Source organism: Streptomyces sp. NPDC096040 (genome assembly GCF_040303265.1).
Taxonomy (GTDB): domain Bacteria; phylum Actinomycetota; class Actinomycetes; order Streptomycetales; family Streptomycetaceae; genus Streptomyces.
Map to the genome: position 1 here is coordinate 164,644 of NZ_JBEOTA010000004.1, position 20,448 is coordinate 185,091.

Sequence of the window (20,448 nt, forward strand, 5' to 3'; positions counted from 1 at the left end):
CGGCCCGGGGCCCCGAACCCCGTAAACTGGTGGATCGGCCGGCCCGCCGGCACCGGCAGCCTCCGGCCCACTCACCCACTCACTACGGGAAGTCGCAACGTGTCGCTCACGATCGGAATCGTCGGCCTGCCCAATGTCGGCAAGTCGACCCTGTTCAACGCCCTGACCAAGAACGACGTGCTGGCGGCCAACTACCCGTTCGCCACGATCGAGCCCAACGTGGGTGTGGTCGGCGTCCCCGACGCCCGTCTGGTCAAGCTGGCCGAGATCTTCTCCTCGCAGCGGATCCTCCCGGCCACGGTCGACTTCGTCGACATCGCGGGTATCGTGCGCGGCGCCTCCGAGGGTGAGGGTCTGGGCAACAAGTTCCTCGCGAACATCCGTGAGTCCGACGCGATCTGCCAGGTCATCCGCGCCTTCAAGGACGAGAACGTCGTACACGTCGACGGCAAGGTCTCGCCGAAGGACGACATCGAGACGATCAACACCGAGCTGATCCTCGCCGACCTCCAGACGATCGAGAAGGTCCTTCCGCGCCTCCAGAAGGAGTCGCGCATCAAGAAGGACGTGGCACCCAAGGTCAAGGCCGTCGAGGAGGCCAAGGAGATCCTGGAGAAGGGCGACACCCTGTTCTCCCAGGGCGTCCTCCAGGGCAGCGAGCGCGCCGAGCTCCTCCACGACCTGCACCTGCTGACCACCAAGCCCTTCCTCTACGTCTTCAACGTCGACGAGGACGAGCTGACCGACGACACCTTCAAGGCCGAGCAGCGAACCCTGGTCGCCCCGGCCGAGGCGATCTTCCTCAACGCCAAGCTGGAGGCGGACCTCGCGGAACTCGACGAGGAGGACGCCCTGGAGCTGCTGGAGTCGGTGGGCGCCGAAGAGCCCGGCCTGGCGACCCTGGCCCGAGTCGGCTTCAACACCCTCGGCCTCCAGACCTACCTCACGGCCGGCCCCAAGGAATCCCGTGCCTGGACGATCAAGAAGGGCGCGACGGCCCCCGAGGCGGCCGGCGTGATCCACACCGACTTCCAGAAGGGCTTCATCAAGGCCGAGGTCATCTCCTTCGCCGACCTGGTCGAAGCCGGCTCGGTGGCCGAGGCCCGCGCGAAGGGAAAGGCGCGGATGGAGGGCAAGGACTATGTGATGCAGGACGGGGATGTGGTGGAGTTCCGGTTCAACGTCTGAACAGCAGGGGTCGTGCTCCGATCAGCCCGACCCCTTTTGGCTTCCCGTGCCGACTGGGTGCCGGCTTCAGTCGCCCCGGGGCGGGGTGAGCTTGTCGAGATCCAGGCTGATCTCGAAAGGCACCGGGCGCTTCAGGGCGCTCCGGAAGATGCCGGCCGGTGCGTAGGCGCCAGTCGGTTCGTCGAGTTCGTAGACGTGGACGACGGCGTCGGGTGCGAACCAGGTGCGGTCTCCGTCGTAATCGGCCGTGGTCAACAGCAGATCCGGTTCAGGCCGGTTTCGCGCGTCGAGCTTTATGGTCATTTCACGGCCGACCCTGACATCGCCGGGCGCCTGCTCCATGAGCGCGACGGTGAGCATGGTGACGAGGTGGCCGTGTCACCACCTCTGCGGCGACATCATGAAGACGAGGGCGCCTTCGATCAGCTCGGTGTGGCGAGGCGCCTCGGGGAGGCGGTCCAGGTCCTCCGCGAACCAGCCTTCCGCGCGCGGCGGGCGCATCCAGTCGGGCAGTGCGGCCATCGCTCAACCGTAGCGACCCGACGAGGCCTGGGCCACGAGATCGTCAACGAGATCGCCAACGGGACGACCGCCATCCTGTCGTCCTAAGGCCCGGACCGCCCGGCGGTGCTGATCATGAGCTGCGCCCGTCTGTGTCGCCGGGGCGGTGGGAGGATGCGGGGACGGCGAACGAGGGGGCGGGACACACGTGGGGCGGGCGGAGCGGGAACTGGTCGTGCGGGGGACGCGGTTGCATACGGCCGCGTGCGACGTCGTCGCGGATCACCGCAGGGCGGTCGAGGCGGTGCGGGCGGCTCTGACGCCGCTCCACGACGCGGCGGTACGACGGGAGCTGGACGCCATTCCCGTCGCCCGGCTGCAGGACGTCACCGAAGGACGGCTGCGGCTGGGCCATGTCGAGCGGAGCGGACTGCGCACGGTCGGCGATGTGCTGGCGGCCGGTGCCTACGGGTTGCGGCAGCTCCCCGGGGTCGGGCAGCGCACCGTCGACCAGATGCTCGGCGCGGCCCGCAGCCTCTCCGACGCCGTGCACGAGACCGTCGCCGTCCATATCGACATGGACCGGCCGGAGCCGGACACCACCGCGCTGGTCACGGCGTTGCACACACTGGTGGAGGCCGGTCCGGACGCCGTGCGTGCCGTCGGCCGGGCCACCGACGCGTCGAAACGGCTGGAGCCGCTGCTGGCCGACGCCAGGCCTGTCGCCGGGCGCCTGCGGATGCTGCTGGCGGGCCGGGAGAAGAAGGCCCGCGCGCTGGCGGCGCTGACCGAGCTCGGCTCGCTGCTGGCGGAGGCGGAGCGGGCGCGGCTGCCCGAACTGTTCGCCCAGGCCTCGGTGGACCTGCTCCGCGGGCAGTCCTCCGACCTCGCCGCCTGGACGGACTTCGAACTCCGCTCAGCCGAGTACTACGGCCTGCTCGCGGAGATCTCCGGGCGGCCGCCGGACGCGGCCGCCGCCGAGGGCTTCCTACCGGACGAGATCGCCGAGCGGGTCCGCGCCCAGCAACTCGACGACACGCATCGACGGGTCTCTCTCCGCGGCTACCAGGCGTTCGGCGCGCGCTTCGTCCTCGCGCAGCGCAAGGCGATCCTCGGCGACGAGATGGGCCTCGGGAAGACCATCCAGGCGATCGCCGTGCTCGCCCACCTGGCCGCCGAGGGGCAGAGCCACTTCGTGGTCGTGTGTCCGGCGAGCGTCCTCGTCAACTGGACCCGGGAGATCGAGGCCCGCAGCGCCCTTCGGGTGATGCTGCTCCACGGCCCCGACCGGCAGGAGGCGTTCGCCGACTGGAAGGGGCGGGGCGGGGTCGCGGTGACCACGTTCGACGCCCTGCGCGGATTTCCCGTACCGGGGGGCGGCGAGGTCGGCCTGTTCGTGGTCGACGAGGCGCACTCCGTGAAGAACCCGAAGGCCAAGCGGTCCCAGGCGGTCGCCCGGTGGGCGGAGCGCTGCGAGCGCGCCCTCTTCATGACCGGAACCCCGATGGAGAACCGGGTCGTGGAGTTCCGCAACCTGGTCGGGATGCTCCACAGCGGTGTCGCGGAGTCCCTGGAGGAGCGGGACGCCCTGGCCGGATCGGTCGCCTTCCGCAAGGCCGTCGCCCCTGTCTGTCTGCGTCGCAACCAGCAGGACGTGCTGACGGAACTCCCGAGCCTCCAGCAGACCGACGAGTGGGAGGAGCTGAGCGCGTCCGACGAGGAGGCGTACCGCGAGGCCGTGCGCGCCGGCAACTTCATGGCGATGCGCAGGGCCGCGTATCTGCGCCCGGAGAAGTCGGCCAAGCTGGAGCGGCTCCGGGAGATCGTCGAGGAGGCCGCCGCGAACGGGCAGAAGACCGTGGTCTTCTCCTACTTCAAGGACGTACTGCGGGTGGCGCAGGACGCGCTCGCCGACCGGCCCGCGCTGTTCGGCCCGCTCACCGGCGGTGTCCCCGCCGGACGGCGGCAGCAGATCGTCGACGACTTCGCCGCCGTCCAGGGCCCCGCCGTGCTGCTGGCGCAGATCCAGGCCGCGGGCGTCGGCCTCAACATCCAGGCCGCCTCGGTCGTCGTCATCTGCGAACCCCAGATCAAGCCCACCATCGAACACCAGGCGGTGGCCCGGGCCCACCGTATGGGCCAGGTCAGACCGGTCCGGGTGCACCGCCTGCTCGCCACCGGGGGAGTGGACGAACGCCTGGTGCGGATGCTGGAGAAGAAGACCCGGCTGTTCGACGCCTACGCCCGCCGCAGCGCGGTGGCCGAGGCCACCCCGGACGCGGTCGACGTGTCGGACACCGACCTGGCCCGCCGGATCGTCGAGGAGGAACAGGCGCGCCTGGGCATGACGGAAGCGAGGCCGGCCACCGAGCCCGCGTGAACGGCCCGCCGGCTACGCCGACTCGCGCAGCCGCAGCTCCGCCCCCACCGTCAGTTCGTCCGCGGGCAGCGGGCCCGCTCCGGTCAGGAGCCTGGCCGTCTGTTCGACGGCGAGCGCGCCGAGGCCGCGGGTGTCCAGGGCCACCGTCGTCAGCGCCGGCTCGACCAGAGCGCCCAGCCGCAGCCCGTCGAAGCCCAGCACGGCGAGGTCCGCCGGGACCTGGCGGCCGAGCCGGCGGGCCGCGCGCAACGCCCCGATGGCGATGATGTCGTTGAAGGTGAACACGGCGGTCACCTGCGGGTGCCGGGCCAGGAGTTCCTGGAGCGCGCGCTCCCCGCCCTCCACGCTCTGGTCGGCGCGGGCCACCGAACCGGAGTCCAGTGCGCACGCCGACATCGCGGTGTCGAACCACTCGTGCCGGACGCTCGGCTCGGAGCGCTCCGCGTGGTCCAGCATGCCGATGTGCCGGTGCCCGGCGCCGGTCAGATGCCGTATCGCCGCGTGCACGCCGGCCTCGCCGTCGATCCGGATCGAACTGAACCGCTCGGTGCGGTGCTTCCGGTCGATGAGGACGACGGGAAGTCCCCGGGTGAGCCTCGCGATCTCGTCCTCCGGCAGGCTCAGATAGCCCACCACCGCGTCCACCTGCGAGGCGATCACCTCCAGGGTGCCCCGCTCCTCCTCGACGCGGTCGCCGGTGTCGTACACGACCACATGCCAGCCGCGGCCGCGGGCCGCGTCCAGTGCGGAGGCGGCGACCTCGGTGAAGAACGGGTTGAGCAGATCGGGGATCACCAGTCCGACGCTGAACGTGTCCTGCCGAACCAGCCCCCGGGCGAACCGGCTCGGCCGGTAGCCCAGCGCGAGGGCCGCGTCCAGGACGCGCTGCTTGGTGGAGACGCCGATCTCGCCCTTGTCGTTGAGCGCGCGCGACACGGTCTGCCGGGACACTCCCGCGGCCCCGGCCACATCGTCGATCGTCACCCTGCGGGGTCCGGTCCCCGACGGCGCCATCACTCACCTCCGTGCAGTTGCCGACGCGACCGCGTCGCAGGGACACCGAGTATGCCGGGTCCGACGTCTTGAGCCTTGACACTCCGGCGGACCGGAGCCCACACTCCCAATCACCTCCCGTTACCGCTCCCGTGAGCGCTCACGTTACCGCTCACGGACCCTCATTGGAGTCCCTGTTCCCGATCACGCCGGGCCTGTACGAGTGGAACGGCCAGACCGCCCGCGCCCCGCTCCTCCAGCAGTCCGTGATCACCGGCTCGCTGGTGTCGATCGTGCCGTGATCGTCGTGTTCGTCCTGCTCCAGCGGTTCTGGCGGACCGGACTCGGGCCGGCTCCCTCAAGTGACCACCCGGAAGGTGCCCCTCGTCATGCCCGACTCCGCCGTCTTCGTGCCCCACTTCCACTGGGACCGGGAGTGGTACGAGCCGTTCCAGGTGTTCCGGCACCGCCTTGTCACCGCCCTCGACACCGTGCCGGCGACGGCCGAGGCGGACCCGGACTTCCGGTTCACCGTCGACGGGCGGATGGCGGCGGTCGAGGACTGTCTGGAGATGCGCCCGGAAAACCGCGACCGGGTCGCCGCCCTGGTCCGCGAGGGCCGGCTCGCCGTCGGGCCCTGGCTCATCCTGCTCGACGAGTTCCTCTGCTCCGGCGAGACCATCGTCCGCAGCCTCCAGATGGGGTGGGCGGCCGCGGAGCGCCTCGGCGGGGCGATGCCCGTCGGCTATCTGCCGGACATGTTCGGCCACATCGCGCAGATGCCGCAGATCCTGGCCCGCGCCGGTATCGAGCATGCGGCCCTGTGGCGCGGGGTGCCCGGCGCGGTCGACGGCCACGCCTTCCGCTGGCGCGCCCCCGACGGCTCCGAGGTCCGCACCGAGTTCCTCTTCGACGGGTACGACAACGGACTCGACGTCCTTCTGGTACCGGACCGCCCCCGGCGGCGGCCCGCTGCCCCCCGGACACGACCGGTGCGCAGGTCGACGGCCGGACGTGCAGGTGTCGGGCATCCGGCGCGTCACCGACCCCGAGCACGGGCCCGGCACCGAGGTCCGGCTGGCGGCGCTGCGCGACACCGCGTCGACCGTCCGCGTGACCGGCGCCTTCACCGAGGCCACGACGGTCGACCTGCTCGGCCGGCCGATCGCCGCCGAGCCGATGGCGGAGGGCGGGCTCCCACTCGTCCTCGGCCCCTGGGCGATCCGCACGGTCGTCCTCCGCCAGCCACCAACGCCCCCGACACCAAGAAAGTTGTGAACTCTTGCCCTCCGAGCACTCCGCGTACGTATCGGACACCGCCCCGTGGCGTGGCGCCCTGCGCCCGGCCCGCTCCTGGCTGCACTCCGACGCCCCCGCCCTCCCGCTCAACGGAGACTGGCGCTTCCGGCTGTCGCCGACGGCGGCCGTCGCCGAGGAGTTCGCGGCCGAGGACTTCGACGACCAGGGCTGGGACGGCATCGCGGTGCCCGCGCACTGGGTGCTGGAGGGCGACGGGGCCTACGGCCGGCCGATCTACACGAACATCCAGTTCCCGTTCCCGATCGACCCGCCGCACGTCCCCGACGAGAACCCCACCGGCGACTACCGCCGCCACTTCGGCCTGCCCGACGGCTGGTCGGACGCCGAGCGGGTCCTGCTGCGCTTCGACGGCGTCGAGTCGCTGTTCAAGGTGTGGGTGAACGGCGTCGAGATCGGCAGCGCCGGCGGCAGCAGGCTGGCCCACGAGTTCGACGTGACGTCCGCCGTTCGCCCCGGTGACAACGTCGTCGCCGTACGGGTGCACCAGTGGTCGGCGGCCAGCTACCTGGAGGACCAGGACCAGTGGTGGCTGCCGGGCATCTTCCGGGACGTCACCCTGCTCGCCCGCCCGGCCGGGGGCATCGAGGACGTCTGGCTGCGCACCGGTTACGACGACGGGCACGGGCGGATCGACCCCGAGGTCACCGCCGACCCGGCGGCCTTCCCCGTCGCCCTGCGCATCCCCGAACTGGGCGTCGAGCGGGTCTGGCAGACGGCGGCCGACGTGGCACCCCTCGACATCCCGGGCGTCGAGCCGTGGTCGGCCGAGCGACCCCGCCTGTACGACGTCACCGTGTCCTCGGCCGCCGAGAGCATCGCCCTGCGGGTGGGCTTCCGCACCGTCGAGATTCGCGGTGACCGCTTCCTGGTCAACGGCCGCCGGGTCGTCTTCCACGGCATGAACCGCCATGAGGCGCACCCCGAGCGCGGCCGGGTCTTCGACGAGGCGCACGCCCGCGAGGACCTGGCCCGGATGAAGCGGTTCAACGTGAACGCCATCCGCACCAGCCACTACCCGCCGCACCCCCGGCTGCTCGACCTCGCCGACGAACTCGGCTTCTGGGTCGTCCTCGAATGCGATCTGGAGACCCACGGCTTCGGCCACGTCGGCTGGGCCGGCAACCCGAGCGACGAACCGGCCTGGCGCGCGGCCTGCCTCGACCGTATCGAGCGCACCGTCGAACGGGACAAGAACCACCCCGCAGTCGTGATCTGGTCGCTCGGCAACGAGGCCGGCACCGGCGCCAACCTCGCCGCCATGGCGGCCTGGGTGCACACCCGCGATCCCGAGCGTCCCGTGCACTACGAGGGCGACCACACCGGCGAGTACACCGACGTCTACTCACGCATGTACGCGACGGTGACGGAGACCGAGCAGATCGGCACGGACGGTTCCCGTGCCCCGCTGCTCGGCTGCACCCCCGCCCAGGGCGCCCGGCAGCGCACCAGGCCGTTCCTGCTGTGCGAGTACGCCCACGCGATGGGCAACGGACCCGGCGCCCTCGACCAGTACGAGGAACTGGTCCACCGCCACCCCCGGCTGCACGGCGGCTTCGTCTGGGAGTGGCGCGACCACGGCATCCTGGCCCGGACCCCGGACGGGACGCCGTACTACGCCTACGGCGGCGACTTCGGCGAGGTCGTGCACGACGGCAACTTCGTCATGGACGGCATGGTGCTGAGCGACGACGTGCCTACGCCCGGCCTCCACGAGTTCAAGGCGGTGGTGCAGCCGATCCGCTTCGCCTTCGACGGCGACCAGCTCGCGATCACCAATCTGCGGCACTCCGCCGACACCTCCGACCTGCGCTTTTGCTGGCGCGTCGAGCACGACGGCACCCTCGTGGAGTCGGGGGACCTGGAGGTCCCGGTGGTGGCGGCGGGCGAGTCGGAGCGGGTGCCGCTGCCGCCGGTCCCGGTGGCGGCGGACGCCGAGACCTGGCTGACGGTCGAGGCGGTGCTGGCGGCGGAGACCCCCTGGGCACCCGCGGGACACGAGGTCGCCACCGCCCAACTCGACCGCTCGGTGCGGCGGCCGGTGCCCGCCGTCCGGCACCGGACCGGCTGGCGGCCGGACGAGGGCACGCTCACCCTGGGCATCGCCGAGTTCGCCGGCGGCTCCCTCACCCGCCTCGCCGGGCGCGCGGTGACCGGTCCGCGTCTTGAGCTGTTCCGGGCGCCGACCGACAACGACGAGGGCACGTCCGACCGGCTGGAGGGCAGCGACGCGAGTGCCGCCGGGGTGTCCAGCGCCGAGCTGTGGCGCCGCGACGGACTCGACCGGCTGACCGCACGGCGTGTCAGCGTGGAACACGCCCCGGACGCCCTGCGCACCGTCGACCGGGTCTCCGCCGCGCACTCCGCGCTGTCGGTGACGGTGGAGTCCGTGTGGTCCATCGAGGACGGCGAGCTGGAACTGCGCGTGGAGATCGAGCCCTCGCGCGGCTGGCGGACGGTGTGGCCGCGGATCGGGGTGCGCTTCGAACTGCCCGACGGGACGGCCCCGGTGGACGGCGCCGACTGGTTCGGCCTGGGCCCGCACGAGTCCTACCCAGACAGCCTCCGCGCGGCCCGCACCGGCCGCTTCTCCGCCGCCGTCCCGGACCTCCCGGCCGGCTACGCACGCCCTCAGGAGACCGGCCACCGCTCCCGGCTCCGCCACCTCACCCTGACCAGCGCCGACACCGAGGTCCTGCGCCTCACGGCCCTCCCCGACACCCGCGGCCGGCGCCCCGGCTTCACCCTCACCCGCCACACCCCCCAGCAGCTCGCCCGGGCCGCCCATCCCTTCGAACTCCCGGAGTCCACCACCAGCCACCTCATCATCGACGCGGCCCAGCACGGCCTCGGCTCCCGGGCCTGCGGACCGGACGTGTGGCCCGAGTTCGCGCTGCGCCCCGAAGCACGCACCCTCAGGCTGCGCATCACCCACGGCGTACGCCGGTGAGGTGAACCCGTCCCGGAAAACCCGTTGGACGTGAACTCCCTTCCGGGTGAGGGTGGTCGGCTGGACCGACCGCGACAGCAGGGAGACCGGACATGACCAGGATCTGGCTGATCACCGGGGCGAGCAGCGGCTTCGGCCGTGCGCTCGCCGAGGCCGCGCTCGCCGCGGGTGACACCGTCGTCGGGGCGGCCCGGCGCCCCGAGGCACTGGACGACCTGGCCGCCGCCCATCCCGGGCGGGTGGACCCGGTCCGTCTGGACGTCACGGACATCGCCGCGATCGAGCCCGCCGTACGGGACGTCGTGGCCCGGCACGGACGGATCGACGTCCTCGTCAACAACGCCGGCCGCACCCATGTCGGCGCCTTCGAGGAGACCACCGACGCCGAACTGCGCGACCTGTTCGACGTGCATGTCCTCGGCCCGGCCGCGCTGGTGCGGGCGGTCCTGCCGCAGCTGCGCGCCCAGCGCTCGGGTGCGATCGTGCAGATGAGCAGCATGGGCGGGCAGATGTCCTTCGCGGGCTTCTCGGCCTACAGCGGCACGAAGTTCGCGCTGGAGGGCATGTCCGAGGCGCTTGCCGACGAGGTGCGGGAGTTCGGGATCAAGGTGCTGATCGTGGAGCCGGGCGCCTTCCGTACCTCCCTCTTCGACACCAGCCGGGCCGGGACCAGCCCCGACACCGGGGTGTACCCGAAGGTCACCGAGACCCGTGGCGCCGTCGACGGCGGCCACGGCAGCCAGCCCGGCGACCCGGCCAAGGCGGCCGCCCTGATCCTGGCCGCCCTGGACGCCGAGGAGACCCCGCTGCACCTGCCCCTGGGCGACGACGCGGTGACCGCCGTACTGACGCAACTGGACGTCGTACGACGGGACATCGCCGCCTGGGAGAAGCGCACCCGGGCCACCGACTTCGACTAGGGCCTGTCCGGCGGATCATGCCGCAGACGCGGTGCCTGGCACGCCCTCCCCCAGAGGGGGTGCCCCCAGCGGCGTTGTCGTCGGTTGTCAACGTCCCCCAGCCTTCGGCCGGGGGTGCCCCCACCGCGTTGCCGCCCTCCTCCGCCTTGCAGCTGGACGCGCCAGGCACCGCTCACCGGCGCTGATGAGGCGCCGTTGATTTCCTGCGACCTGATCCGCCGGACAGGCCCTAGCCCGCCTCGGTCGGGTCCGCGACCCAGCCCGCCGCCAGTACCAGCCGGCTGTCGCGGTGCACGGCGAGGAAGCCGAACGGCCGGTCGAAGGTGGCCCGTACGACGGTCGACTCGTGCCGGTACTGCGGCGGGCCGCTGCCCGGCGCCGCCAGGACGGCCGTCACCGCGGCGGCCCGGAAGCCCAGCGGCCCGAACTCCGCGACCGCGGACTGCCCGGCCGCCCCGATGGCCAGCGGCGCGGCGCTGATGCCCGGGAAGTGCCCCTCGCGGGCGTCGGCGGCCGTGGAGAGCCCGAACAGACCGTGCAGCTGGAGCAGATCGTGGTCCGCGCGCACCTCGAAGCCGACGGTCGTCACATCGAGCCGTACCGGGTCCGGGGTGAGCGACGGCAGCCGCTCCACGGCCACCCCCGGACCCGCCTGCCCGTAGGGGAGCTGGCCGCCGGTGGTCACCGGCAGGGCGCGCTCCAGGACGCCGATGCCGGTGTGCAGCACCTGCCCGGGCGCCATCCCCTCCTCGCCGAGCAGGAGATGGACGTCGAGGGCGTTGCCGCCCAGCACCTTCAGGATGGTGACGTGCCCGTCCGGGCCCGCGGTCACCCCGATCCGGTCCGTCCGGACGCTGCTGCGGCTGAGACCGGCCAGGGTACGGCCCTGCCAGGGCCCGGAGCCGGGTCGCAGCACGGTCTCCTGGAACGGCTGCCGCCAGTCCGTGTGCAGGGCCAGCGCGGTCGCGAGCACCATCCGGGCGCCCTCGGTCAGCTTGACCGGCATCCGCCCGACCAGCCCCTCGGTGCGTTTGGCCGCCCACGCGTCCAGCGCCTCCTGGGAGGCCGCGGGGTCGGCGCCGAGCACCCCGTGCGCCTCGGCGGGCAGTCCCGCCGCCCACTGCTCGCGCAGCTCCAGCGCACGGTCGGTCCACAGTCCCAGGGCCGCCCCGACACCGTGCATCGAGTCGAGGCCGCCGAGTAACTCCCGCGCCCCGGCCGCTGCTTGGTCGGCTTGCATCCCGACGGCCCGGCTCAGTTCGTCCCGGGCGGGGCCCGCCGCGCCGTCGGCGAGGAAGGCCAGCAGCGGCCAGACACCGGCGGCCGAGAAGACCGTGCCCTGTCTGGTCCGCTGCGCCCAGCGTGCGGTGAGCGCGTTGACGGCGCTGACGGTGTCGTTCATTGGTCGTCCTCCCAGGAGTACTCGGGGAAGGGCAGGGGATCCGTGACCCGGCCCGCCGCGAGGGCGAGCCGGGAGTGCCGGTGCAGGGCGAGCGGGAGCAGTCGGTGCGGTTCCAGCAGGCTGTGACCGGCCGTCATGTCGTACGTCACTGTCGTCACGTCGAGAAAGGGCGGCGTCGGGCCGGCGCACCGCAGCTTCTCCACGCTCAGGCCCGGACCGGGCTCCCCGTAGGGAAGCCGACCGCCCGGCATCCGCTCCTGCCACACCCCGGCCGCCGAGAACACCGCGCCGTCCCGCGATACGGCCGCCCAGCGCGCGGTGAGCGCGTTCACCGTACGCACGGCCGCTCTCCCCACCCTCATTCCGCCCCCGTTCACGGCGCGCTTACGATGCGCGCAGTCGTACATCAGTTCAGCCGTCCGTTTCACGCGGCCAGACGCCCCCTCAGGAGCACGGTACCGGTGTCCATACCTCCGCCCCCCGGCCCCCAGCAGCCACAAGGGCCGTACCAGCCGCCCCAGACGGGCCTGCCGCAGTACCCGCAGCACCCGCAGTACCCGTACGGACAGCAGCCGCCGTACCCCTCGCCGTACCAGCCCTGGGGCCAGGGCTACGGCCCCTACGCGGTCCCGGCGCCCGTCAACGGCCTCGCCATCGCCTCCCTCGTGCTCGGGCTGCTGTGCTGTCTGCCCGGGGTGGGGCTGGTGCTGGGGCTGGTCGCGCTGAGCCAGATCCGCAGGCGCGGGGAGCGCGGCAGGGCGATGGCGGTCACCGGGTCGGTGCTCTCCGGGATCGGACTGGCCCTGTGGGTGCTGCTGCTCGCCACCGGTGGCGCGTCCGGCTTCTGGGAGGGCGTCAAGGAGGGCGCGAACGACAGCTCCAGCCTCTCGTTGTCCACCGGTGACTGCTTCGACACCCCGACGGCACCCTCACCGGCGACCTGGTCTCGGATGTCACCACCGTGGACTGCGAGAAGGCGCACGACGGCGAGGTCTTCGCCACCTACCACCTCAAGGGATCGACCTACCCGGGCGACGCCCGGATCGGAGACTCCGCGGGCGAGCGCTGCTACGCCCTGGAGGACGGCTACGCGATGGACGGCTGGGCGGTCCCCGACGACGTCGACGTGTACTACTTCACGCCCAGCGAGGACAGTTGGGGGTACGGCGACAGGGAGGTGACCTGCGTCTTCGGCAACACGACCGAGGGCCGCACGCTGTCCGGTTCGCTGCGCAACGACGAGAGCGTGCTGGACGCCGACCAGGTCGCCTACCTCGACGCCGCGCACGTCCTCAACACCGCCCTCGGCACGGTCCCCGATGCGGAGTACGTCGAGGACGACCTGCCCGGGTACCAGGCCTGGGCGGGCCGGGTGAGCAAGGCCATCACCCGGCAGACCGCGATGCTGGGCGCACACCACTGGCAACCGGACGCGAAGCAGACGGTGAACGACCTGGTCGCGGACCTGGACAAGGCCCGCTCGGAATGGGCGAAGGCGGCCGAGGCCGCGGACTCGGACACGTACTACAGCCACTACGACAAGGGCTCGGCGCTGCTCGACCCGAAGCGGACGGTCACCGCGCGCAAGGCTCTGGGCCTCGCCACGACCCCGCCCTCGTACGACGACGGAGGCGGCAACTCCGGCAGCGGAGGAAGTGGCTCCGGAATGGAGGTGTGACCGCGGCCATAACGGGGAGAAAGTGCCTGCGTAAAGCCTTCCCCGGTCACATGTCATCACATCGAGTGATTCTCTGGCCTTTGCTTGCATGGCACAACCCACGGTTGCCAGGCTGTTGCTGTCTGTACAACCTGATGGGAGCGGCCAGTGACTTTCGGTGAGCAGCCGGCGTATCTGCGTGTCGCGGGTGATCTCCGTAAGAAGATCGTCGACGGTTCGCTGCCCCCCCACACCCGGCTCCCCTCCCAGGCCCGCATCCGCGAGGAGTACGGCGTCTCCGACACCGTCGCCCTGGAGGCCCGCAAGGTGCTGATGGCCGAGGGGCTGGTCGAGGGCCGCTCCGGCTCCGGGACCTATGTGCGGGAGCGGCCCGTGCCCCGGCGGGTGGCCCGCTCCGGGTTCCGCCCGGTCGGCGGCGCCACCCCGTTCCGGCAGGAGCAGTCCGACGCGACCGCGCGCGGCACCTGGGAGTCCAGGAGCGAGCAGGCGGAGGCCGGCGCGGTGATCGCCGATCGGCTCGGCATCCACGTCGGCGACCGTGTGATGCGCACCCGGTATCTCTTCCGGGACGCCGGCGAGCCGATGATGCTCTCCACCTCCTGGGAACCCCTCGCCGTCACCGGCCGCACCCCCGTGATGCTGCCCGAGGAGGGCCCCCTCGGCGGCATGGGCGTGGTCGAGCGGATGCGCGCCATCGACGTCATCGTGGACAACGTCACCGAGGAGGTCGGCGCCCGGCCCGGCCTCGCCGAGGAACTGCTCACCCTGGGCGGTGTCCCCGGCCATGTGGTCCTGGTGATCCAGCGGACGTACTACGCCTCCGGCCGCCCCGTGGAGACCGCGGACGTCGTCATCCCGGCCGACCGGTACCGTGCCGCGTACCACCTGCCCGTGAAGTAGCGCACACCCTTGCGATAGTTGGCGTCTCCACGGCCTCTGTCAGGCCTCGGGCCCGACCGCTGCAATCCGGCCGTTCTCCCAGGTGGCCCCGGCTGTCCGCGGTATGCCTCCGACTCGATGCACCGGGTGCACGCACGGCGCATTCGTCCTCGTGCGCCCCCACCGTTCTGGCTGGTTGCGTACCTCTTTGTGAAAAGCCGTATTCGCTGCGTAAAGGTTAGGCGTACGCTCGGGCATATGCGGACTGCGGTTTCCTTAGCGGGGCGGGGATGGGCGGGAGCCGGGAGAAACGGAGGGGTGCGATGACGGAGGGCACGGTCTCTCTCCCCTGGCTCGTCATACGGCAGGACGACAGCGGCAATCGCTACCGCGTCGGCCGGTACGCGACCCGGGCCGAGGCGCAGAAGATCGCCGACAGTCTCGACGACCGCGGACACAAGCAGCTCTACTGGGTCGAGCGCATCGGCCACAGCAACGGCAACGGGGAGGGCTCCACCCGTAACTGAGTCCTCCGCCGCCTCCCGTAGGCTCCGGGCCATGAGCGAACGGATCGTGGTGGTCGGAGCCGCCGTGCTCGACGCCGGCCGCCTGCTCGCGGCCCGCCGCAGCGCGCCCCCTGAGCTGGCCGGCCGCTGGGAGCTCCCCGGCGGCAAGGCCGAGCCCGGCGAGACCCCCGAGCAGGCCCTGGTGCGCGAACTGCGCGAGGAACTCGGCGTGGAGGCGGAAACGCTGGCGCGGGTACCGGGGGAGTGGCCCCTGAGGCCCCCGTACGTCCTCCAGGTCTGGACGGCGCGCCTCCTGCCCGTTTCCGGCGCCCCCAGCCCCCTCCAGGACCACGACGCACTACGTTGGCTGACCCCCGAGGAACTCTGGGATGTGAACTGGCTGGACCAGGATGTCCCGGCGGTGCGTGAGGTGGTCGCATGGTGGGGCGAGGGGGGCAGCCCCAGCCCCACCAGGGGCGCGGGGCTGCGTTGAACATGCGGCCACCGCCGCCTGGGTGCGACCGGCCACGGCGGCGCCGCAGCCGCCCGGCACCCGCACCCCCTCCCCCTTAGGCGCTCGGCCCCGTCGGCGTACGCCGTTCGTGCCACAGTGCGCCCTCTCGCGCGGTACTGCCTCCCGGTAATCGGGTAGGTGCCCATTAACCCCACGAAACCGGACATGGGTGGGCTCGCGGCCAGCGATGCGACTGGGAAGTGATCGGTGTGATCGACACCGAAGGTGAGACCGCCGAGTGGACCTTTCCCGCGGAACCGGGCGCCGTGCGCACCGCCCGGACCGCGGTCCGTGACCAACTGACCGGCTGGGGGCTCGGCACCCTCGCCGACATCACCGCCCTGCTGGTCAGCGAGCTGGTCACCAACGCGCTCCGACACGCCACCGGCCCCATCGGCGTCCGCCTCGTCCGCCCCGCCGACCTCGGCGACACCCTGCGGGTGGAGGTCTCCGACCCGCTCCCGGACCCGCCGCGCGAGCGCGCCGCCAGCCCCGACGACGAGAGCGGCCGCGGCCTCCAGCTGGTCGCCGGCTCCTCGCGCAGCTGGGGTACCCGGCCCGGCGACAGCGGAAAGACGGTCTGGTTCGAGCTGGCGGTACCCGAGCGAACCGGGTGAACGGGGTGTACACGCAGCGCTACCTCGTCCACTCGCGGCAGTGGCCGGGGAATGGGTGCCGGAGTGGGTGATTCGACGGCGTGTTCCCTGGTTAGAAGACTGGAAGTGTTGTCACGGCCCGGTCCGGAAATCGTCGGGACCGTGCTGTGATCGTGAACACCGTGTCAGGCGGCACCGTAGTGCTGGATACTGCGGGCAGCCGCACCCGGTGACCGGTGCCGGGAGCGGTGAGCTGGAGGGGACGGTTCGCGTGAGCGAGATACCAGCTAAGGCCACGGAGTCCGAGGACCCGTCGGACGGTGCGAGGGCGGGGACCGCGGAGACAGCCGCGGCCCCCGGCGACGCCATGTGGCAGAGCAGTCCGCCCGGCTCGATCTACGACTACATCAAGGTCGCCTCGTTCTCCATCGGCGCCGGCGGCCTGGTCGACCAGTGGAGCCTGCGCGCCGAGCAGATCTTCGGCATCCCCGCCGAGCGTGCCGTCGGCATGGACCCCATCGAGGCGTTCATAGACCCCGACCTGCGCGAGCGCGGCCAACGGAAGATGGCCGAGATCCTGGACGGGCGGGAGTGGACCGGTGTGGTGCCGTTCCGGATGCCCGACACGGCGGACGGCGAGCGCGGCGAGGAGGGCCTCGCCGAGGTCTACGTCATGCCCACCCGCACCGCCGAGGGCGAGAACGCGGCCGTGTGCATAGTGGTCGACGTCCGCACCCTACGCAGCATCGAGACCGACCTCGCCGCCTCGCAGTCGATATTCGGTCAATCTCCGTTCGGTTTCCTGCTGATCGACACCGACCTGCGGATCCGCCGCGCGAACGTGCGGTTCTCCTCCATCTTCGGCGGCAGCCCCGACGACCACCGCGGCAAGGGCGTCCACGACTATCTGCCGCGCTCCGAGGCCGAGCGGGTCGCGGCCACCCTGCGACGGGTCCTGGAGACCGGCAACTCCATCACGGACATGCACGTCACGGGCTTCGTCCCGGGCTCCGACGAGCGTCGGCACTGGTCCATCAACCTCTACCGGGTGCACAGCGGCACCGGCCGCCCCATCGGCATCGCCTGGCTCGGCCTGGACATCACCGCCCGCCGCGCCGCCGCCCGCGAGGCCGCCGCAGCCCGGCGGAATCTCGCCCTCCTCAACGAGGCCGGGGCCCGTATCGGCAACTCCCTCGACCTGGAGACCACCGCCCGCGAACTCCTCGACGTGGTCGTGCCCGGCTTCTGCGACCTCGCCACCGTCGACCTCTACCAGGGCCTGCTGGCGGGCGACGAGAGGCCGCCAGGTCTCTCCGACGGCAGCGCGGAGCTGCGCCGGGTCGCCTTCGCCAGCGCGGTCTCCGACGCGCCCTTCGTGGGCGGCGGCGCCCCGGTCGCCGTCGGCGCCGTCCACCACTACCCCTTCAACTCGCCCTGCGCGGACGCCCTGCGCACCGCCCGCCCGCAGCATGTGCCGGCCGAGGACGGCGGCCTCGTCCAGTCCACCCTCGCCGTCCCGATGGTCGCCCACGACACGGTCGTCGGCCTCGCCCAGTTCGCCCGCACCAAGGGCAGCGAGCCGTTCGGCGACCGCGACCGGGAGCTGGCGGTCGAACTGGCCGCCCGCGCCGCCGTCTGTATCGACAACGCCCGCCTCTACCGCCGCGAGCACGAACGCGCGTTGATACTGCAACGGTCCCTGCTCCCGCCCGGCGACCCCGAGGCCTCCGGCCTGGACATCGCCTGCCGCTACCTCCCCGGCAACGCGGCGACCGAGGTCGGCGGCGACTGGTTCGACGTCATCGAACTCCCCGGCCACCGCACGGCGCTGGTGGTGGGCGACGTGATGGGCCGAGGCCTGCGCGCGGCGGTCGCGATGGGCGAACTCCGCACGGCGGTCCGTACGCTGGCCCTTCTCGATCTCGAACCCGCCGAAGTCCTCTCGGCGTTGGACGAGATCGCCCGCGGCCTGGGCACCCCCGGCGGAGTCCAGCAGGCCACCCGCACGGCCCGCCAGCCCCGCGACGCCGACCTCTCCGAGGTCTACCTCGCGACCTGCGTGTACGCCGTCTACGACTCGGTCACCAGACGCTGTACGTTCGCCAACGCCGGCCATCTGCCCCCGGTGCTCGTCGAGCCCGGCGAGGACGCGTTGATGCTGGACGTGCCCCCCGGCATGCCGCTCGGCGTGGGCGGCGAGCCCTTCGAGGAGGTCGAGGTCGAACTCCCCGAGGGCGCCCTTCTCGCCCTCTACACGGACGGTCTGGTCGAATCCCGCGACCATCCCCTCGACGAGGGCCTCCAGGCCTTCGTAGGGGCGCTCACCGACCCTTCCCAACCCCTCGAGGACGTTTGCGACCACGTCCTGAGCACCCTCGACACACACCACGGCGAGGACGACATCGCGTTGCTGATGGCACGTGTACAGGGGCTGCCGGCCGAGTCGGTCGGCGACTGGACGCTGCCGCGCGAGCCGCGCAGTGTGGGCCGCGCCCGTGAGTACGCGCGCGGCCAGCTGCTCTCCTGGGACCTGGAGCCGCTGGTCGACACGGCGGAGCTGCTGGTCAGCGAGCTGGTCACCAACGCGCTGCGGTACGGCGAGGGGGAGATACGGCTACGGCTGCTGCTGGACCGGACACTGGTGTGCGAGGTGTGGGACTCCGGCCTGGTCCAGCCGAGGCGCAGGCGCGCCCGCGACACGGACGAGGGCGGCCGGGGGCTGCAACTGGTCGGGCTGCTGAGCGCGGCGTGGGGCTCACGCCGGACGCCACGCGGGAAGACCGTGTGGTTCGAACTGCCCCTGCCAGACGGCGAGACCGGCCTGACGGACCCCGCGGAGGCGTTGCTCAGCCTGTTCTGAGAAGGGGCACCGCGGACCGCTTCGAGGCTGCGGCCGGTTTGCCGGTGCGGCGCGGTGGGGGTTGCGCGCGCAGTTCCCCGCGCCCCTGGAGGGGGCTGCGGCCGGTTTGCGGGTGCGGCGCCGTCGTGGCTGGTCGCGCAGTTCCCCGCGCCCCAAGGGGCGCGGGGCTGTGTCTGATATGCGGCTTCGCCGCGTGGGCGCGACCAGCCCCCACGTACCCGCGGTCGCCCGACGGCCTCTCGCGGCTAGTGCAACCGCGTCCGCGTCTCCGGCCCCCCGAACGCCACCACCGGCCCCCCGTCCCCCTCCTCACCCAGCAGCACACCCCCGAGCACCGCCCCCGCGAGCCCGCTCTCATGGGCCGCCTCCCCGGCGTACGGGTTCCCGTGCGCCCGTACGTCCCGCCCGGCCAGTTCCCGTGCCCTCCGCGCCAGCCGGTCCGCGTCCGCGGCAGCGGCCCGCCCCGCCTCCGCCAGCAGCGCCCGCGCCTCCGCCCCCACCGCCCCCCGATGCACCCCCACGAAGTCGTCCGCCACCCCCAGTGCACTGCGCGCCACCAGGTCCGCCCCGGCAGCGATCACCCCGGACCGCCCGCCCCCCGTCCCCTCCACCGCCCGCACGACCCGGCGCAGGGCGTCCAGCGGGTCGTACGGTCCACCCGTCAACTCCTCCCGTACGGCGGCCAGTACGGCGTCGGCGTGGCCCAGGCGTGGCGGCGGGCCGGACGCCCGGACGCCCGCCAGTTCCGCCTCCGCCCCCGTGAGCGCGGCCGGCACCAGGCCCGCCGCCGTCCGAAGTTCCTCCGTGAGCCGTGCCACCCCGTCCAGCAGCACCCCGGCCTGCGCCACCGCCCCCTCGGCGGCGCGCAAGCCACGGCGGAACCCGTCACGGTCGCCCGAATCGGCGTCCTGGCGAGCCTGGTTGAGCCGTCCGGTCGCGAACACCAGCCGGTCCTTCGCCTGTTCGACGTACCCCACCACTGAGGCGACGGCCCCGCTCCCGTACCGCTCGCCCGCCTCCGTCAGCGCACCCGCCACCCCGCTCGTCCGCGCGGCCAGTTCCCGGAACCGCCCCTCGGCCACCGCCAGCGCATCCCCCGCACCCCACTCGGCGTCGAACACCTCCGCCGCCGCGTCCAGTTGACGCCCCGCCTCCGCACACCGCCCCACCACGCCCACCAGCGCCTGCCGCCGGCCGGTGTCGTCCCCCGGTATCCCCTCCTCGTACCGCCGCCATATCGCCAACGCGGCCGACAGCTCGGTCTCGGCCGCCCGCAGGGCCCGTACGACGGACTCGCCGCCGTCGACGTACCCGAGCGCCTCCCGGCTGGTGCGGACGCAGTCGTCGGCGAGGACCAGGGCGGCCCGGGCCTGCCGCTCGAAATCGACGGGCGACGGCGTCGGCGGGGCGGCGGAGATGATCCCGGGGGTGGTCCGCGAGCGGGACCGCCGTACCCGTCGTATGTAGCCGTAGCCGCCCAGCGCACCTGCGGCCGCCACGGCGACCAGCGGCAGCACGTAGTCGGCGGTCGACGCCCCGTCCGCCTGGGCCGCCGCGACCGGCTCGCGCGCCGCCGCGGGAACCGGATCTTGAGCGGTGGTCGTCATCACCGGCAACACCAGCCAGACCGCTCCGGCCATCCCGCCCAGCACGGCATACCCCACCCGCACACCTATGTGCCCGGTGGCGTGCCTCGGACGGCCCCGGATCAAGGATGACGTCACATTTCGGAGCGTATGGGCAGCCTGTCGGCTTCGCGACCGG

The 20,448-nt window shown here is 72.5% G+C and carries 14 protein-coding genes and 3 pseudogenes; 12 read left to right on the forward strand and 5 right to left on the reverse strand.

Annotation, left to right across the window (positions count from 1 at the left end; genetic code table 11):
• The first annotated feature begins 99 nt into the window (after positions 1–99).
• On the forward strand, positions 100–1,188 hold the full coding sequence (gene ychF, locus ABTY98_RS06280) for a redox-regulated ATPase YchF (RefSeq protein ID WP_352219703.1): 1,089 nt from the start codon (positions 100–102) through the stop codon (positions 1,186–1,188).
• A 66-nt stretch (positions 1,189–1,254) separates the two neighbouring features.
• Here the strand turns inward: ychF and ABTY98_RS06285 are convergent.
• Positions 1,255–1,710: pseudogene (locus ABTY98_RS06285) on the reverse strand (Uma2 family endonuclease).
• 187 nt (positions 1,711–1,897) lie between these two features.
• Here ABTY98_RS06285 and ABTY98_RS06290 point away from each other — a divergent pair.
• Positions 1,898–4,069 carry a DEAD/DEAH box helicase gene (locus tag ABTY98_RS06290; RefSeq protein WP_352219704.1) on the forward strand — a complete coding sequence of 724 codons (2,172 nt, stop codon included), beginning with the start codon at positions 1,898–1,900 and terminating at the stop codon, positions 4,067–4,069.
• Positions 4,070–4,081: 12 nt separating this feature from the next.
• On the opposite strand, the gene ABTY98_RS06295 is transcribed toward ABTY98_RS06290, so the two are convergent.
• Positions 4,082–5,083, reverse strand: coding sequence for a LacI family DNA-binding transcriptional regulator (locus ABTY98_RS06295; RefSeq protein ID WP_352219705.1), 1,002 nt, complete (start codon positions 5,081–5,083; stop codon positions 4,082–4,084).
• A gap of 368 nt (positions 5,084–5,451) precedes the next feature.
• Between ABTY98_RS06295 and ABTY98_RS06300 the strand changes: the two are divergent.
• The 4 genes and pseudogenes from ABTY98_RS06300 to ABTY98_RS06315 all read left to right on the forward strand — a co-directional run.
• Positions 5,452–5,973 (forward strand): annotated as a pseudogene (locus ABTY98_RS06300) (glycoside hydrolase family 38 N-terminal domain-containing protein); the annotation flags it as partial.
• A 109-nt stretch (positions 5,974–6,082) separates the two neighbouring features.
• Positions 6,083–6,340, forward strand: a complete 258-nt coding sequence (locus tag ABTY98_RS06305; RefSeq protein WP_352219898.1) for a hypothetical protein — start codon at positions 6,083–6,085, stop codon at positions 6,338–6,340.
• Between the two features lie 4 nt (positions 6,341–6,344).
• A complete protein-coding gene (locus tag ABTY98_RS06310) occupies positions 6,345–9,329 on the forward strand; it encodes a glycoside hydrolase family 2 TIM barrel-domain containing protein (protein ID WP_352219706.1) in 2,985 nt (994 codons plus the stop codon).
• A 92-nt stretch (positions 9,330–9,421) separates the two neighbouring features.
• Positions 9,422–10,249 (forward strand): oxidoreductase, encoded by an 828-nt coding sequence (locus ABTY98_RS06315; RefSeq protein ID WP_352219707.1) that lies wholly within the window; start codon positions 9,422–9,424, stop codon positions 10,247–10,249.
• 229 nt (positions 10,250–10,478) lie between these two features.
• Here the strand turns inward: ABTY98_RS06315 and ABTY98_RS06320 are convergent, their stop codons facing one another.
• Positions 10,479–11,651 (reverse strand): serpin family protein, encoded by a 1,173-nt coding sequence (locus tag ABTY98_RS06320; RefSeq protein WP_352219708.1) that lies wholly within the window; start codon positions 11,649–11,651, stop codon positions 10,479–10,481.
• The gene (locus tag ABTY98_RS06325) at positions 11,648–11,992 is read right to left on the reverse strand and encodes a hypothetical protein (protein WP_352219709.1); all 345 of its coding nucleotides are present in this window, start codon (positions 11,990–11,992) and stop codon (positions 11,648–11,650) included. The genes ABTY98_RS06320 and ABTY98_RS06325 overlap by 4 nt, the downstream gene beginning before the upstream one ends.
• Before the next feature lie 120 nt (positions 11,993–12,112).
• Here ABTY98_RS06325 and ABTY98_RS42250 point away from each other — a divergent pair.
• The 6 genes and pseudogenes from ABTY98_RS42250 (at position 12,113) to ABTY98_RS06360 (ending at position 18,684) form a co-directional block, all read left to right on the forward strand.
• Positions 12,113–13,329: pseudogene (locus tag ABTY98_RS42250) on the forward strand (DUF4190 domain-containing protein).
• Positions 13,330–13,476: 147 nt separating this feature from the next.
• Positions 13,477–14,229, forward strand: a complete 753-nt coding sequence (locus ABTY98_RS06340) for a GntR family transcriptional regulator (protein WP_352219711.1) — start codon at positions 13,477–13,479, stop codon at positions 14,227–14,229.
• Between the two features lie 302 nt (positions 14,230–14,531).
• Entirely contained in the window at positions 14,532–14,735 is a 204-nt protein-coding gene (locus ABTY98_RS06345; protein WP_352219712.1) for an SPOR domain-containing protein, read from the forward strand.
• Positions 14,736–14,766: 31 nt separating this feature from the next.
• Positions 14,767–15,207 carry a (deoxy)nucleoside triphosphate pyrophosphohydrolase gene (locus ABTY98_RS06350; protein ID WP_352219713.1) on the forward strand — a complete coding sequence of 147 codons (441 nt, stop codon included), beginning with the start codon at positions 14,767–14,769 and terminating at the stop codon, positions 15,205–15,207.
• 221 nt (positions 15,208–15,428) lie between these two features.
• Positions 15,429–15,845, forward strand: a complete 417-nt coding sequence (locus tag ABTY98_RS06355) for an ATP-binding protein (protein ID WP_352219714.1) — start codon at positions 15,429–15,431, stop codon at positions 15,843–15,845.
• A 250-nt stretch (positions 15,846–16,095) separates the two neighbouring features.
• A complete protein-coding gene (locus ABTY98_RS06360) occupies positions 16,096–18,684 on the forward strand; it encodes a SpoIIE family protein phosphatase (RefSeq protein ID WP_352219715.1) in 2,589 nt (862 codons plus the stop codon).
• Between the two features lie 245 nt (positions 18,685–18,929).
• On the opposite strand, the gene ABTY98_RS06365 is transcribed toward ABTY98_RS06360, so the two are convergent.
• Positions 18,930–20,408, reverse strand: a complete 1,479-nt coding sequence (locus ABTY98_RS06365; RefSeq protein WP_352219716.1) for a hypothetical protein — start codon at positions 20,406–20,408, stop codon at positions 18,930–18,932.
• Between the last annotated feature and the right edge of the window lie 40 nt (positions 20,409–20,448).